The 15,384-nt window shown below is 72.9% G+C and carries 13 protein-coding genes; 8 read left to right on the plus strand and 5 right to left on the minus strand.

Annotated elements, in window-relative coordinates:
• Nucleotides 1-79 precede the first annotated feature (79 nt).
• Nucleotides 80-1,849: a biotin carboxylase N-terminal domain-containing protein gene (locus ACGFN2_RS09250; protein ID WP_362604345.1), complete on the plus strand. Its 1,770-nt coding sequence runs from the start codon at nt 80-82 to the stop codon at nt 1,847-1,849.
• Nucleotides 1,850-1,927: 78 nt separating this feature from the next.
• On the opposite strand, the gene ACGFN2_RS09255 is transcribed toward ACGFN2_RS09250, so the two are convergent.
• Nucleotides 1,928-3,112 carry an alpha/beta hydrolase gene (locus ACGFN2_RS09255; protein WP_393358765.1) on the minus strand — a complete coding sequence of 395 codons (1,185 nt, stop codon included), beginning with the start codon at nt 3,110-3,112 and terminating at the stop codon, nt 1,928-1,930.
• Nucleotides 3,113-3,462: 350 nt separating this feature from the next.
• On the opposite strand from ACGFN2_RS09255, the gene ACGFN2_RS09260 reads away from it, so the two are divergent.
• Nucleotides 3,463-4,098 (plus strand): TetR/AcrR family transcriptional regulator, encoded by a 636-nt coding sequence (locus ACGFN2_RS09260; protein ID WP_393358767.1) that lies wholly within the window; start codon nt 3,463-3,465, stop codon nt 4,096-4,098.
• Between the two features lie 57 nt (nt 4,099-4,155).
• Here the strand turns inward: ACGFN2_RS09260 and ACGFN2_RS09265 are convergent, their stop codons facing one another.
• Nucleotides 4,156-5,142, minus strand: coding sequence for a DeoR/GlpR family DNA-binding transcription regulator (locus ACGFN2_RS09265; protein WP_362604349.1), 987 nt, complete (start codon nt 5,140-5,142; stop codon nt 4,156-4,158).
• Nucleotides 5,143-5,441: 299 nt separating this feature from the next.
• On the minus strand, nt 5,442-6,887 hold the full coding sequence (locus ACGFN2_RS09270) for an NAD(P)H-quinone dehydrogenase (RefSeq protein WP_362604351.1): 1,446 nt from the start codon (nt 6,885-6,887) through the stop codon (nt 5,442-5,444).
• 139 nt (nt 6,888-7,026) lie between these two features.
• On the opposite strand from ACGFN2_RS09270, the gene ACGFN2_RS09275 reads away from it, so the two are divergent.
• The 3 genes from ACGFN2_RS09275 to ACGFN2_RS09285 all read left to right on the plus strand — a co-directional run bounded on the left by ACGFN2_RS09275 (nt 7,027) and on the right by ACGFN2_RS09285 (nt 10,399).
• Entirely contained in the window at nt 7,027-7,464 is a 438-nt protein-coding gene (locus tag ACGFN2_RS09275; RefSeq protein ID WP_362604353.1) for a gamma-glutamylcyclotransferase, read from the plus strand.
• A 147-nt stretch (nt 7,465-7,611) separates the two neighbouring features.
• Entirely contained in the window at nt 7,612-8,433 is an 822-nt protein-coding gene (locus ACGFN2_RS09280) for a purine-nucleoside phosphorylase (RefSeq protein ID WP_362604355.1), read from the plus strand.
• Nucleotides 8,434-8,722: 289 nt separating this feature from the next.
• The gene (locus ACGFN2_RS09285; protein ID WP_393358770.1) at nt 8,723-10,399 is read left to right on the plus strand and encodes a phospho-sugar mutase; all 1,677 of its coding nucleotides are present in this window, start codon (nt 8,723-8,725) and stop codon (nt 10,397-10,399) included.
• A 303-nt stretch (nt 10,400-10,702) separates the two neighbouring features.
• Here the strand turns inward: ACGFN2_RS09285 and ACGFN2_RS09290 are convergent, their stop codons facing one another.
• On the minus strand, nt 10,703-11,323 hold the full coding sequence (locus tag ACGFN2_RS09290; protein WP_393358772.1) for a PH domain-containing protein: 621 nt from the start codon (nt 11,321-11,323) through the stop codon (nt 10,703-10,705).
• Between the two features lie 212 nt (nt 11,324-11,535).
• On the opposite strand from ACGFN2_RS09290, the gene deoC reads away from it, so the two are divergent.
• From deoC to ACGFN2_RS09305, 3 genes are read left to right on the plus strand one after another with little or no spacing between them, the layout of a single operon-like run.
• Complete coding sequence (gene deoC / locus ACGFN2_RS09295) at nt 11,536-12,531, plus strand: deoxyribose-phosphate aldolase (protein ID WP_393359032.1); 996 nt, start codon at nt 11,536-11,538, stop codon at nt 12,529-12,531.
• A 7-nt stretch (nt 12,532-12,538) separates the two neighbouring features.
• Nucleotides 12,539-13,969: an aldehyde dehydrogenase family protein gene (locus ACGFN2_RS09300; protein WP_393358774.1), complete on the plus strand. Its 1,431-nt coding sequence runs from the start codon at nt 12,539-12,541 to the stop codon at nt 13,967-13,969.
• Nucleotides 13,962-14,831: an aldehyde dehydrogenase family protein gene (locus ACGFN2_RS09305; protein ID WP_393358776.1), complete on the plus strand. Its 870-nt coding sequence runs from the start codon at nt 13,962-13,964 to the stop codon at nt 14,829-14,831. The genes ACGFN2_RS09300 and ACGFN2_RS09305 overlap by 8 nt, the downstream gene beginning before the upstream one ends.
• 149 nt (nt 14,832-14,980) lie before the next feature.
• Here ACGFN2_RS09305 and ACGFN2_RS09310 read toward each other — a convergent pair whose 3' ends face one another.
• Nucleotides 14,981-15,382, minus strand: coding sequence for a hypothetical protein (locus ACGFN2_RS09310; RefSeq protein ID WP_362604365.1), 402 nt, complete (start codon nt 15,380-15,382; stop codon nt 14,981-14,983).
• Between the last annotated feature and the right edge of the window lie 2 nt (nt 15,383-15,384).

Genomic DNA, 15,384 nt, shown 5'->3' on the forward strand with positions numbered 1-15,384 from the left:
CGGGTCGGCACGCGGTGTCGCCAGTCCCTAAAATCGCGGCATCCAATAGATGCGGCGAAGCGCCAAGGAAGGACCCATCGTGCGCAAGGTGCTCATCGCCAACCGTGGCGAAATCGCTGTTCGCGTTGCCCGTGCATGCCGGGACGCGGGGATCGGCAGCGTAGCCGTCTACGCCGACCCCGACCGGGACGCGCTGCACGTACGCGCGGCAGACGAGGCGTACGCCTTGGGCGGTGACACTCCTGCCAGCAGTTACCTGGACATCGCCAAGGTCCTGGCGGCCGCCGCCGATTCGGGCGCGGACGCCATCCACCCCGGGTACGGCTTCCTGTCGGAGAACGCCGAGTTCGCGCAGGCCGTCCTGGACGCCGGGCTGACCTGGATCGGCCCGCCCCCGCAGGCCATCCGCGACCTCGGCGACAAGGTCGCCGCGCGGCACATCGCCCAGCGCGCCGGTGCGCCGCTGGTCGCCGGCACGCCCGACCCGGTATCCGGCTCGGAGGAGGTCGTGGCCTTCGCCAAGGAGCACGGCCTGCCCATCGCGATCAAGGCGGCTTTCGGCGGCGGCGGCCGCGGCCTGAAGGTGGCCCGGACGCTCGAAGAGGTTCCGGAGCTGTACGACTCCGCGGTGCGCGAGGCGGTCGCCGCCTTCGGCCGCGGCGAGTGCTTCGTCGAGCGCTACCTGGACCGCCCCCGGCACGTGGAGACCCAGTGCCTGGCCGACAAGCACGGCAACGTGGTCGTCGTCTCGACCCGTGACTGCTCGCTCCAGCGCCGCCACCAGAAGCTGGTGGAGGAGGCCCCGGCCCCGTTCCTGACGGCCGAGCAGAACGCCGAGCTGTACCGCGCGTCCAAGGCCATCCTCAAGGAGGCCGGCTACGAGGGCGCGGGCACCTGCGAGTTCCTCGTCGGGCAGGACGGCACGATCTCCTTCCTGGAGGTCAACACCCGCCTCCAGGTCGAGCACCCGGTCACCGAGGAGGTCACCGGCCTCGACCTGGTCCGTGAGATGTTCCGGATCGCCGACGGCGAGAAGCTCGGCTACGACGACCCGGAGGTCCGCGGCCACTCCTTCGAGTTCCGGATCAACGGCGAGGACCCGGGCCGCAACTTCCTCCCGGCGCCCGGCACGGTCACCCGCTTCGACGGGCCGGCCGGTCCCGGTGTCCGCCTGGACGCGGGCGTGGAGTCCGGCAGCGTCATCGGCCCGGCCTGGGACTCCCTGCTGGCCAAGCTGGTCGTCACCGGCGCCACGCGTCAGCAGGCCCTCCAGCGCGCAGCGCGGGCGCTGGCGGAGTTCACCGTCGAGGGCATGGCCACCGCCATCCCGTTCCACCGCACGGTGGTCCAGGACCCGGCGTTCGCCCCCGAACTCACCGGCTCCGCCGACCCGTTCACGGTCCACACCCGCTGGATCGAGACCGAGTTCGTCAACGAGATCCCCCCGTTCGCCGCCCCCGGCGCGGACGAGGCCGAGGCCGACACCCGCGAGACGGTCGTCGTCGAGGTCGGCGGCAAGCGCCTGGAGGTCTCGCTGCCGTCCTCGCTGGGCATGCCGCTGGCCCGGGCCGCGGTCGCCGGCGGTGCCAAGCCGAAGCGGAAGGCCGCCAAGAAGTCCGGCGGCGCCGCCTCCGGCGACGCGCTCGCCTCCCCGATGCAGGGCACCATCGTCAAGGTCGCCGTCGAGGAGGGCCAGCAGGTCACCGAGGGCGAGCTGGTCGTCGTCCTGGAGGCGATGAAGATGGAGCAGCCGCTCAACGCCCACCGCTCGGGCACCATCAAGGGCCTGACCGCCGAGGTCGGCGCGGCCCTCACCTCCGGCGCGGTGATCTGCGAGATCAAGGACTGACCCGAGGGCATCCCGCCCGACGGACGAGGGGCTCCCGGCGTGTGACCGCCGGGAGCCCCTCGCGTCGTTCCAGGTCTCCTACGAGTTCCCCACCACGTCCTCCGGGAAGCTCAGCGACCTGCCCATCCACTCCAGCGCGGCGGGCAGTTCGCGGCGCCAGGTGGCGAAGTTGTGGCTGCCGTGCGGGAGGACGACGGAGTCCGCCGTCATCGGCGGTTTGACGGCGGCGAGGAAGTCCCGGGCCGCCGGGTAGTTCTTCTCGCCGGTGCGGCTGGTGCCCACCAGGACGTTCACCCGGGGCGCGGGCAGCTGCCGCAGCCGCCACATCAGGTCGTACTCCTGGCGGCGGCGCACCCGGTCGCGGCCCTCGCCGAAGAGGTTGCCGGTCGTGGCGTCGTTGCTGACCTTGTAGTCGGGCGACAGGGCGGCCGCCGCGGTGTACGTACGGTCGTGCCGCATGGCGAGCTGGAGGGCGCAGCTGCCGCCCGAGGAGTAGCCCAGCAGGCCCCAGCCGCCGGGGTCGTGGCCGACGCGGTAGTGCGACCGGAGCGCCTCCGGCACATCGCGGGCGAAGAAGGTCTCGGCCTGCGGCCCGCCCGGCACATCGACGCACTGGGTGTCGCGGGGCGGGGCGATGGTGGGCCGCAGCATCACGATGACCGTCGGCTGCATCCTGCCGGCCCGGATCAGCCGCCCGGCGGTCTGCGGCAGCCGCAGATGCTGGCCCAGCAGGAAGGTGCCGCCGGGGTAGCCGCTGAGCGCGACGACGACCGGGAACCGCTGGCGGGCGAACTGGGGCTGGAAGTACTGCGGCGGCAGATAGACGTACGCCGGGTTCACCGCCCGGGTCCGCTTCCCGACGATCCGTACGGTCTCGACCTTGCCGTGCTGCTCCGGCGCCCCCTTCGGCAGCCCGTGCACCTTGTCCAGGCCCTCCGGCCCCGAGGGCTGGACGAGCCCCTTCGACGGGTCGCCGACGGGACCGGCCGCCCCCTGGCCGCCCCATTTGCCGACGGCGGCCGGGGCGTCGTCGTACAGGCCGAGCAGTTCGTGCCAGGACCCGTAGAACTGGAAGTTGGCGTTCACCACGAGGCCGAGCGCCGCCACGACGGCCAGCTGGGTCGCGACGATCGAGCCGAGCCGCCCCAGCAGCGCCCGCGGCCCGCGCCCGGCGAACCGCGGCCAGAGCCAGAGCGTGAGGCCCACACAGACCACGGCGACCGCGATCATGGCGTACAACAGCGGCCGGCTGGTCAGTCCCATGACGTTCTTCCCCAGATGTCCCGCGCCGCGCCCCCGTTCCCGGCGGTCCGGCACGGCGTCCTCCCGGGTCTCCGGAACACCCCGGAAGACCTCATTGCGCCTGGTTTGATGGCCCTTGGAGGCGCGGCGTTGCGGGTCCGGCACGGTGTTCGGCCGCGCGACCGCCGGGGGACGCCGGGACTTCACCCCCGGTCCGCCGGACGGCCACCGGGCGGGCGCGGCCGGACCGCCCCGACCGTTCGGAGGCACCATCCGTCAAGCCTTGTCCACAGCACCCGGGCAGCCGCCGAGGACGCGATGGCATGCTGGAGCCACCGGGCCGCGACCGGCCGGGGCGAGGGAGGACGGCGATGGCGACCGAGACGGCTGGGCAGCGGCAGACGACGGACCCGGCGGCGACCGCACCGGCGCGGGCGCAGGACGTACGCCCCATGCGGGCCGATGCCCGCCGCAATTACGAACGGCTGCTGACCGAGGCCCGTACGGCCTTCACCGAGCACGGCACGGACACCTCGCTGGAGGACATCGCGCGCCGCGCCGGAGTCGGCATCGGCACGCTCTACCGGCACTTCCCCAACCGGACCGCCCTGATGGGCGCGGTCTTCCAGGGAGAGGTGGACGCCCTGCTCACCCAGGCCAGGGAGCTGGCCGACGCCCCGCAGCCGTGCGCCGCCCTGGTCGAATGGCTGCGCGCGATCATCACCCACGCCACCACCTACCGCGGGCTGTCGCGGGCGCTGATGACGGCCTCGGCGGACGACAGCTCGGGGATGGCGCGGTGCAGCGTGCCGATGCGGGAGGCCGGCGAGGCGCTGCTCACCCGCGCCCAGCGGGCCGGGGCGGTGCGCTCCGACGTGAGCATCGGCGATCTGATGCAACTGACCAACGGCATCGCGCTGGCCGCCGAGGAATCCCCGGACGACCCCCAGCTCGCCGACCGGCTACTGACACTCACCCTGCGCGGGCTGAAGGGGGAGAGCTGCTAGCGACAGCCCGCGCCGCCGGGACGGCGCGCCCCTGTGGCGCGCCCCCGACCGGTGTGCTCAGCGGCGCCGTGGCGCCAGGTCGGCGACCCGGCCGCCGGCGGCCTCGCTGAGGGACGGGGCCGAGCGGAGCTGTGGCCCGCCGGCTCCGGTGCCCGGCGCATGGCTGCGCCGCTGGCCCGGGAGCGGGACGTCCCGCCGGGGCCCTCTGCGGTCCCCCGGCCCACCGTCCCTGCCCGGCTGCCCCGGCCCGTGCCCCAGGCCCGAGCCGTTGGCCACGGCGATCTGGACGCCCTGATCGGCCAGCGCCTGGAGTTCCGTGGCGGCGCGGTCGTCATGGCCCGGCGGCTCGTCCGTGACCAGCCGTGTGATCACGTCCGTGGGCACGGTCTGGAACATCGTGTCGGAGCCGAGCTTGGTGTGGTCGGCGAGCACCACCACCTCCCCCGCCGCCTGCACCAGCGCCCGGTCGACGCTGGCGGAGAGCATGTTGGAGGTGGACAGGCCGCGCTCGGCGGTCAGACCGCTGCCCGAGAGGAAGGCACGCGACACCCGCAGCCCCTGGAGCGACTGTTCGGCACCGCTGCCGACCAGCGCGTAGTTGGAGCCGCGCAGGGTGCCGCCGGTCATCACGACCTCGACGCGGTTGGCATGGGCCAACGCCTGGGCGACCAGGAGGGAGTTGGTGACGACGGTCAGGCCGGGGACGCGGGCGAGCCGGCGGGCCAGCTCCTGGGTGGTCGTCCCGGCCCCGACGACGATGGCCTCGCCCTCTTCGACGAAGCCGGCCGCGAGATCGGCGATGGCCGTCTTCTCCGCGGTCGCTAGATGGGACTTCTGCGGGAATCCTGATTCGCGGGTGAAGCCTCCCGGCAGGACCGCACCGCCGTGCCGGCGGTCGAGCAGTCCTTCTGCCTCCAGCGCCCGCACGTCCCGCCGTACGGTTACTTCGGAGGTCTGGACGACGCGGGCGAGCTCCCGGAGCGATACGGCTCCATTGGCGCGCACCATTTCAAGGATCAATTGGCGACGTTCTGCAGCGAACACGAAACTGACAGTAACGCCAACGACCGTCTGTTTTCAGCAGGTTGCACCAATTAACGGAAGTTGTTCACAGCGCGGAGCGTGACGTGGTATGCGGTGTGCATATGTCGTGCGGATGTCGAACTGCCGGGCGGAACCGTGCCGCGTGACACCTGGTCAGTCGCCCTCCCGGCGCCCGCGGCGGCGGGTCCCCGGAGCGCACCGGCCCCCCGGCCGACGCAGGGACGTTTCATCCGCAGTGCGCACGGGGGGCACAAACATGTGAATCGGCTGCCGCCGTCCGGGGTACGCCCCGGGGCCGGTTACTCGCTCCCGGCCTTGCGGGTGTGCAGCTGGCGGGCGACCTCGGCGATCGAGCCGGACAGCGACGGGTAGACCGTGAAGGCGCTGGCGATCTGCTCGACGGTCAGGTTGTTGTCGACCGCGATCGAGATGGGGTGGATCAGCTCACTGGCGCGCGGGGAGACGACCACACCGCCGACGATGATGCCGGTGCCGGGGCGGCAGAACAGCTTCACGAAACCGTCGCGGATGCCCTGCATCTTGGCGCGCGGGTTGCGCAGCAGCGGGAGCTTCACGACCCGGGCGTCGATCCGGCCGCTGTCGACGTCGGCCTGGGAGTAACCGACGGTGGCGATCTCCGGGTCGGTGAAGACGTTCGCGGAGACCGTCTTGAGGTTCAGCGGGGTGACCGCGTCACCGAGGAAGTGGTACATCGCGATCCGGCCCTGCATCGCGGCGACGGACGCCAGCGCGAAGATGCCGGTGCAGTCGCCGGCCGCGTAGACGCCCTGGGCGCTGGTGCGGGAGACCTTGTCGGTCCAGATGTGGCCGGAGTCCTTGAGCTTGACGCCGGCCGCTTCCAGCCCGATGCCCTCGGTGTTGGGGATGGAGCCGACCGCCATCAGGCAGTGCGTGCCGGAGATGGTGCGGCCGTCGGCCAGGGTGACCTCGACGCGGTCGCCGACCCGTTTGGCGGACTGAGCCCGGGAGCGCGACATGACGTTCATGCCGCGGCGGCGGAAGACGTCCTCCAGGACGGCGGCGGCGTCCGGGTCCTCGCCCGGCAGCACGCGGTCGCGGGAGGAGACGAGGGTGACGCGGGAGCCGAGCGCCTGGTAGGCACCGGCGAACTCGGCACCGGTGACACCGGAACCCACCACGATCAGCTCTTCGGGCAGCTCGTCGAGGTCGTAGACCTGGGTCCAGTTCAGGATGCGCTCGCCGTCCGGGAGCGCGTCCGGGATCTCGCGGGGGTGCGCGCCGGTGGCGATCAGCACCGCGTCCGCGATCAGCCCCTCCGTGGTGCCGTCGGCGGCGGTGACCGTCACCTTGCGGGAGCCGTCCGGGGCCTGGCCCGGCTCCAGCCGCCCGCGGCCGCGCATGACCCGGCCGCCGGCGCGGGTCACGGAGGCGGTGATGTCATGCGACTGGGCGAGCGCGAGGCGCTTGACGCGGCGGTTGACCTTGCCGAGGTCGACGCCGACGACCCGGGCGGGCCGGTCCACGTGCGGCGTGTCGTCCTCGACGATGATGCCCAGCTCCTCGTACGAGGAGTCGAAGGTCGTCATCACCTCGGCGGTGGCGATCAGAGTCTTCGACGGCACGCAGTCGGTCAGCACCGACGCCCCGCCCAGACCGTCGCAGTCGACGACGGTCACCTCCGCGCCGAGAGAAGCCGCCACCAGGGCCGCTTCGTAGCCGCCGGGTCCACCACCGATGATCACGATCCGAGTCACGTACTCCATTGTCCCGCACGCCCGTACGTCGCTCTCGCCCGGGGGCGTACTCCGTCCCCGGGCGGCAACCGGGGCGCGCCCCACCGGGTCTTCCGTCCGGCCCCCGGCGCCACGAGCCCGGCGGGCAACCTCCCGTACCCTCGGAACCATGTCGCTCTACGCCGCGTACGCCGGCAACCTCGACGCGCGGCTGATGTCCCGCCGCGCACCGCACTCGCCGCTGCGCGGCACCGGCTGGCTCAACGGCTGGCGGCTCACCTTCGGGGGCGAGCAGATGGGCTGGGAGGGCGCGCTGGCGACGGTCGTCGAATCGCCGCGCTCCCAGCTCTTCGTCGCGCTCTACGACATCGCGCCCATGGACGAGGAGTCCATGGACCGGTGGGAGGGCGTGGGCATGGACATCTACCGCCGGATGCGGGTGCGGGTGCACACCCTCGACGGCGACGAGGCGGCGTGGATCTACGTCCTCAACGGCTACGAGGGCGGCCTGCCGTCGGCCCGCTATCTGGGCGAGATCGCGGACGCCGCGGAGTCGGCGGGCGCACCGCACGACTATGTGATGGAGCTGCGCAAGCGGCCCTGCTGACGGGCGGCGCCGCGGCGGGCAGGCCGCCGTACGGGTGCCGCGACGCGCCCGGGCACATGCATTTGGCAGATGCCACAACGCTCCGTACCGAGAGCCGTGAGCAGCGACATCTACGCGCGTAGGGCATTACCGGCTACCCTCGTCCGCGTGAACGCATCTGTTACTCCGGACATCGCGCGCGACCCCCAGGGTGCCGCCGCCGACGCCGCCGCCCGTCTGCGCGAGCTGACCGGCGCCGAGACCCATGACGTCGCCCTGGTGATGGGCTCCGGCTGGGCTCCGGCCGCCGAGGCCCTGGGCGCGCCCGAGCACGAATTCCCCGTCACCGAGCTGCCCGGCTTCCCGGCGCCGGCCGTCGCCGGGCACGGCGGCACGATCCGCTCGTACCAGGTCGGTGCGAAGCGGGCGCTGGTCTTCCTGGGCCGCACCCACTACTACGAGGGCCGCGGGGTCGCCGCCGTCGCGCACGGTGTCCGCACCGCCGTGGCGGCCGGCTGCAAGACCGTGGTGCTCACCAACGGCTGCGGCGGCCTGCGTGAGGGCATGCGCCCCGGCCAGCCGGTCCTCATCAGCGACCACCTCAACCTGACCGCCACCTCCCCGATCGCCGGCGCGCACTTCGTCGACCTGACGGACCTGTACTCGCCGCGGCTGCGCGCGCTGTGCAAGGAGGTCGACCCGAGCCTGGAGGAGGGCGTCTACGCCCAGCTCCCCGGCCCGCACTACGAGACCCCGGCCGAGATCAAGATGCTCCGGACCCTGGGCGCCGACCTGGTCGGCATGTCCACCGTCCTGGAGGCCATCGCGGCGCGCGAGGCCGGCGCCGAGGTGCTCGGCCTGTCGCTGGTGACGAACCTCGCCGCCGGCATGACGGGCGAACCGCTCAACCACGAAGAGGTGCTCCAGGCCGGCCGCGACTCCGCGACCCGGATGGGCAGCCTGCTCGCCCAGGTGCTCGGCAAGCTCTGAGGCACCGCGGCGCCACCGCGCCGCGCCCGGACGACGACGGCCGACGGCCACGGCGGGTGCACCCCACCCGCCGGGCCGGCCGCCGTCACCGCCGCACCCGCCCCGCCGTCCGCCCGCCGGACCGCCCCGCCGCGCGGCGCGGCCCTCCGCGTGCGCTGCCATCCAGTGGCATTGGCCGGTTCCGCGGCTCCCCGTACCCGGATACCGGGTATGCGTGACGAGCCGAGAGGGCCCCGTCCCCGCTGTCCTCAGCGCGCGCCCCACCCGCATCCACCGTCAGGAGCATCACGTGGCTACCGATCCCGCGGAGCTGATCAACCGGGCCCAGGCATGGCTGGCCGAGGACCCCGACCCGGAGACCCGGGAGGAGCTGTCCAAGCTCCTCGCCGCCGAGGCCACCGAGGAACTGGGCGCCCGGTTCGCCGGCACCCTCCAGTTCGGCACCGCCGGGCTGCGCGGTGAGCTGGGCGCGGGCCCGATGCGGATGAACCGTTCCGTGGTCATCCGGGCGGCGGCCGGACTCGCCGCGTACCTCAAGGCGCAGGGTGACGGTTCCGGCCTGGTGGTCATCGGCTACGACGCGCGCCACAAGAGCGCCGATTTCGCGCGCGACACGGCGGCCGTGATGACCGGCGCGGGCCTGCGCGCCGCGCTGCTGCCGCGTCCGCTGCCCACCCCGGTCCTGGCCTTCGCGATAAGGCACCTGGGCGCGGTGGCCGGTGTCGAGGTCACCGCCAGCCACAACCCGCCCCGCGACAACGGCTACAAGGTCTACCTGGGCGACGGCTCCCAGATCGTGCCGCCCGCGGACGGCGAGATCGCCGCCGAGATCGCCGCGGTCCGCTCGCTGGCCGACGTCCCGCGCCCGGAGAGCGGCTGGGAGACCCTCGACGAGACGGTGCTGAGCGCCTATCTGGCGCGTACGGACGCCGTACTGACACCGGGCTCCCCCCGGGACACCGCGGTCGTCTACACGCCGATGCACGGCGTCGGCCGGGACACCCTCGTCGCCGCCTTCGAGCGGGCCGGCTTCCCCGCCCCGGTGGTCGTCGCGGAACAGGCCGAGCCGGACCCCGACTTCCCGACGGTCGCCTTCCCCAACCCGGAGGAGCCGGGCGCGATGGACCTCGCGTTCGCCACCGCCCGGAACACCGCCGGCGCCGACATCGTGATCGCCAACGACCCCGACGCGGACCGCTGCGCCGTCGCCGTCCCCGCCCCCGGCACGCCGGACGGCTGGCGGATGCTGCGCGGCGACGAGGTCGGCGCGCTGCTCGCCGCCCACCTGGTGCGCAAGGGCGCGTCCGGCACCTTCGCGACGACCATCGTCTCCTCCCAGCTGCTGTCCCGTATCGCGGCCGCCGCCTCGCTCCCGTACGAGGAGACGCTGACCGGCTTCAAGTGGCTGGCCCGGGTGGACGGTCTGCGGTACGCCTTCGAGGAGGCGCTCGGCTACTGCGTCGACCCGCGGGGCGTCCGGGACAAGGACGGCATCACCGCCGCCCTGCTGATCACCGAACTGGCCGCGGAGCTCAAGCAGTCCGGCCGCACCCTCACCGACCTGCTCGACGACCTCGCCCTGGAGCACGGGCTGCACGCCACCGACCAGCTCTCGGTCCGCGTCGAGGACCTGTCGCTGATCGCCGACGCCATGGGCAGGCTGCGCGCCCAGCCGCCGGCCGCGCTGGCCGGCCTGAGCGTGACCCGGGCCGACGATCTGACGCAGGGCACGGAGACGCTGCCGCCGACCGACGGGCTGCGCTATTACCTGTCCGGTTCGCCGGAGGCCGGGATCGAGGCCGCCCGCGTGGTGGTCCGCCCCAGCGGCACCGAGCCCAAGCTCAAGTGCTACCTGGAGGTCGTGGTCCCGGTGGCCTCGCCCGACGCCCTGCCCGAGGCCCGCACGAAGGCCGCTGCGGCACTCGCGTCGATCAAGCGGGATCTGTCGGAGGCGGCGGGGATCTGAGCCGGCTGGTCGGAGGCGGCGGGGATCTCGGAGACGGCCGGGTTGCTTCCGCCCCTGCTCCTTCCCGCGCAGCCACTGCCGCTTCCGCCTCTGCTCCTGCCCGCCCTCCCTCCCCTCCCTACCCGCCCACCCCCCGAAGGGGGGTGGGCGGCGGGGAAACAACAACACCGGGGTGGGCGGCGGGGAAACAACCCTGGGGACACGACCTTGCTCGGACGCCCCCGGGGACACGCCCCTGCAGGGCCAACCCCCAGGCGCGCTCAACTCCCCCGGCCCCCACTACGGGCCGCGGCCCGGGAACAGCTACACCGCCAGCATCACAGCCAGCCCCACCGCGCCCACCACCACCGGCGCGATGACCGCGTACGCCCAGCGCACCACCGGCTCGCCCTGGGCGCTCTCGCGGTGGGTGGCGCGCTCCTTGATCTCGCGCAGCTCGTCGAGGGTCTGGTCCGCCATGGCGCGCGGCACCGGCCCGGCGTCGGCGTTCAGGCCGAAGCGGGGCCGCGGCGCGGAGCCCGCCGCCTGGCGGCTGACCTTCTTGCGCTGCCGCAGCGAGACCGGGATCGCCCACATCTGGTACTTGCCGCCGCTGGTGAACACCTCGGTGGAGAACGTCGCCCGCAGCTCCTCCACCGCGCCCCACGGCAGCGTGATCGTACGGAACGGGTTGCGCACCGTCAGCCGGTCCTCGCCGGCCCGCACCAGCGGCCGCAGGGTGTAGGCGGTGACCAGCGGCACCCCGAGGAGCAGCGCGAACAGCGCGGTGAGCTTGGTGTGCACGGCGCCCCGCAGCAGTGCGTCGCCGCCCAGCCAGAGTCCGAGCAGGAGGAGCAGCGCGCCGCCGAGGAGGGCCGCGGGCGACCGGTAGCTGCGCTCCGCGTACTGCTGCTGAGGCGGGGTGGTCCGTTCCTGGCTCGTCATGAGGGCGATTCTGCCTGACCGTCCGGATGCCGGACATTGCGTTACGGCATCATTCGGGCACGCGCCGCAAGCCCGTCCGTACCCGGTGGAGGCCCTGCGCCACGCCCGCTACCGGGCGCGTTGCCGGAACCGGCCCCGCCCGCCCGGCCGGATTCGGTCGGCTGAAGGGGATGACATGGTGCTACGCGCGTAGATATGCTCCCCTCGTGACCATGCCCATCACTGTTCCCGCATACGGCAAGGAAGCCGCGGGGCGTCTGGCGTCAATGGCGGACGTGACCGCCGACGACGGTGCGCTGCGCCGCTTCCTCCACGGCCTCCCCGGCGTCGACGCGGTCGGCCTCGAAGCCCGCGCCGCCGGCCTCGGCACCCGCTCGATCAAGACGACGGCGAAGACGTACGCCATCGACCTCGCGATCTCGATGATCGACCTGACGACCCTCGAAGGCGCGGACACCCCGGGCAAGGTCCGGGCGCTGTGCGCCAAGGGCGTCCACCCCGACCCCACGGACCGCACCAGCCCCAAGGTCGCGGCGATCTGCGTCTACCCGGACATGGTCGCGACGGCCAAGGAGGCGCTCGGCGACTCCGGTATCCACGTCGCGTCCGTCGCCACCGCCTTCCCGGCCGGCCGCGCCGCGCTGCCGGTCAAGCTCGCCGACACCCGGGACGCGGTCGCGGCCGGCGCCGACGAGATCGACATGGTGATCGACCGGGGCGCCTTCCTCTCCGGCCGCTACATGGACGTCTTCGAGGAGATCAAGGCCGTCAAGGAGGCGTGCGCCCGCCCCGATGGCAGCGCCGCGCATCTCAAGGTCATCTTCGAGACCGGTGAGCTCCAGACGTACGACAACGTCCGCCGGGTCTCCTGGCTGGCGATGCTCGCGGGCGCCGACTTCATCAAGACCTCCACCGGCAAGGTCGCCGTCAACGCCACCCCGCCGGTCACCCTCCTGATGCTGGAGGCGGTCCGTGACTTCCACGCCACGACCGGCGTCCAGGTCGGTGTGAAGCCGGCCGGCGGTATCCGTACCACCAAGGACGCGATCAAGTACCTGGTGATGGTCAACGAGACGCTCGGCGAGCCCTGGCTGACCGCCGACTGGTTCCGCTTCGGCGCCTCCAGCCTCCTGAACGACCTGCTGATGCAGCGCCAGAAGCTCAGCACCGGCCGCTACTCCGGCCCCGACTACGTCACGGTGGACTGAGGCTCCCATGACCTTCGATTACGCACCCGCCCCCGAGTCCCGCGCCGTCGTCGACCTGGCGCCGTCCTACGGACTGTTCGTCGACGGCGAGTTCGCCCCGGCCTCTGACGGCAAGGTCTTCAAGACCGTCTCGCCGTCGTCCGAGGAGGTCCTCTCCGAGGTCGCGCAGGCCACCGCCGACGACGTCGACCGGGCCGTGCAGGCCGCCCGCAAGGCGTTCGAGAAGTGGTCCGCGCTGCCCGGCGCCGAGCGCGCCAAGTACCTCTTCCGGATCGCCCGGATCATCCAGGAGCGCTCACGCGAGCTGGCCGTCCTGGAGTCGCTGGACAACGGCAAGCCGATCCGCGAGTCCCGGGACGCCGACCTGCCGCTGGTCGCCGCGCACTTCTTCTACTACGCAGGCTGGGCCGACAAGCTCGACCACGCGGGCTACGGCCCGAACCCGCGCCCGCTGGGCGTCGCCGGCCAGGTCATCCCCTGGAACTTCCCCCTCCTCATGCTCGCGTGGAAGATCGCCCCGGCGCTGGCGACCGGCAACACCGTCGTCCTCAAGCCCGCCGAGACGACCCCGCTGTCCGCCCTGTTCTTCGCGGACATCTGCCGCCAGGCGGGCCTGCCCAAGGGCGTCGTCAACATCCTCACCGGCGACGGCTCCACCGGCGCCGCGCTGGTCGCCCACCCCGACGTCGACAAGGTCGCCTTCACCGGCTCCACCGAGGTCGGCAAGGCCATCGCCCGTACGGTCGCCGGCACCGACAAGAAGGTCACCCTGGAGCTGGGTGGCAAGGCCGCGAACATCGTCTTCGACGACGCCCCGCTCGACCAGGCCGTCGAGGGCATCGTCAACGGCATCTTCTTCAACCAGGGCCACGTCTGCTGCGCGGGCTCGCGCCTGCTGGTCCAGGAGTCGGTGCAGGACGAGCTGCTCGACGCGCTCAAGCGCCGGATGCAGACCCTGCGGGTGGGCGACCCGCTCGACAAGAACACCGACATCGGCGCGATCAACTCCGCCGAGCAGCTGGCCCGGATCACCGAGCTGGCCGACGCGGGCGAGGCCGAGGGCGCCGAGCGCTGGGCCCCCTCCTGCGAACTCCCCTCCGCCGGCTACTGGTTCGCCCCGACGCTGTTCACCGGCGTCACCCAGGCGCACCGCATCGCCCGCGAGGAGATCTTCGGCCCGGTGCTGTCCGTGCTGACCTTCCGCACCCCCGCGGAGGCCGTGGAGAAGGCCAACAACACCCCCTACGGCCTCTCCGCCGGCATCTGGACGGAGAAGGGCTCGCGGAGCCTGTGGATGGCGAACAAGCTCCGCGCGGGCGTCATCTGGTCCAACACGTTCAACAAGTTCGACCCGGCCTCGCCGTTCGGCGGCTACCAGGAGTCGGGCTACGGCCGCGAGGGCGGCCGGCACGGTCTGGAGGCGTACCTCAATGTCTGAGCTGACTGGCCGACTCGCCGTCTTCAAGACCTACAAGCTGTACGTCGGGGGGAAGTTCCCCCGGTCCGAGAGCGGACGGGTGTACGAGGTGACCGACTCCAAGGGCACGTGGCTCGCCAACGCCCCGCTGGCCTCCCGCAAGGACGCCCGGGACGCGGTGGTCGCCGCCCGCAAGGCCTTCGGCGGCTGGTCCGGCGCCACGGCCTACAACCGCGGCCAGATCCTCTACCGCGTCGCCGAGATGCTGGAGGGCCGCCGCGACCAGTTCACCGCCGAGGTCGCCGCGGCCGAGGGCCTGTCGAAGGCGAAGGCCGCCGCCCAGGTGGACGCCGCGATCGACCGCTGGGTCTGGTACGCGGGCTGGTCCGACAAGGTCGCCCAGATCGCCGGCGGCGCCAACCCGGTGGCCGGCCCGTACTTCAACCTCTCCGCCCCCGAACCGACCGGCGTGGTCGCGGTCCTGGCCCCCCAGGACTCCTCGTTCCTGGGCCTGGTCTCGGTGATCGCCCCGGCGATCGTCACCGGCAACACGGTGGTCGTGGCGGCCGCCGAGAACGCCCCGCTGCCCGCCCTCTCCCTGGCCGAGGTGCTCGCCACCTCCGACCTCCCGGGCGGCGTCGTCAACATCCTCTCCGGCCGCACCGCGGAACTCGCCGCGCCGCTCGCCGCCCACCAGGACGTCAACGCCCTCGACCTCGCGGGCGCTGACCCCGCCCTGACCAAGGACCTGGAGACCGCGGCGGCCGACAACCTCAAGCGCGTCCTCCGCCCCACCCCGCAGGCGTGGACCGCCGACCCCGGCACCACCCGTCTCCTGGCCTTCCTGGAGACGAAGACGGTCTGGCACCCGATGGGGGTCTAGGTCTGACACCCGCGGGCCGGTGGAGTCCGCGGAACGACAGTGCGGGGCCCCTCCTTCCCAGGCGGGGCCCCGCACTTCGTTTGCGTACCGCAGCACTTGCTTACCGCAGCAGGGGAGATGACCGCGTACCGCCCCCGCCGCGTCCGTCGTCAGCCCGGCAGCACCCGTGTCACCTGGCCCACCAGGGGCAGGTCCTTGAGCGCGGCGCCGTTCGAGAGGGCGCCGGTCAGGAGGGTGGTGCCCACCGGCTTGAAGTCGGCGATCTGGGTGCTCACGGCGTTGGCGAGCGGGTCGACGGAGGTGTTGGCCAGCGGGTCCAGCTTCAGGTTCTTGACCGGGCCGAGGCCGCCGGCCGCGGAGTGCAGCAGGGCGCCGGTCAGGCCCGAGGCGGCGGCGCCGGTGTCGGTGGTGAGGTCGGAGGCGGCCGGTGCCGCGCTCGCCGTCGCCGCACCGCCCGCCGCGAGCGCGGCACCAGCCGCGGAGATCACCAGTCCGGCCCGCAGCAAGGTGCGCGGGACACGGCTGGGCTTGGGACGCGCGTGGGAGGGCATGT

The sequence above is a fragment of the Streptomyces sp. NPDC048612 genome, from assembly GCF_043199295.1.
Classification (GTDB): domain Bacteria; phylum Actinomycetota; class Actinomycetes; order Streptomycetales; family Streptomycetaceae; genus Streptomyces.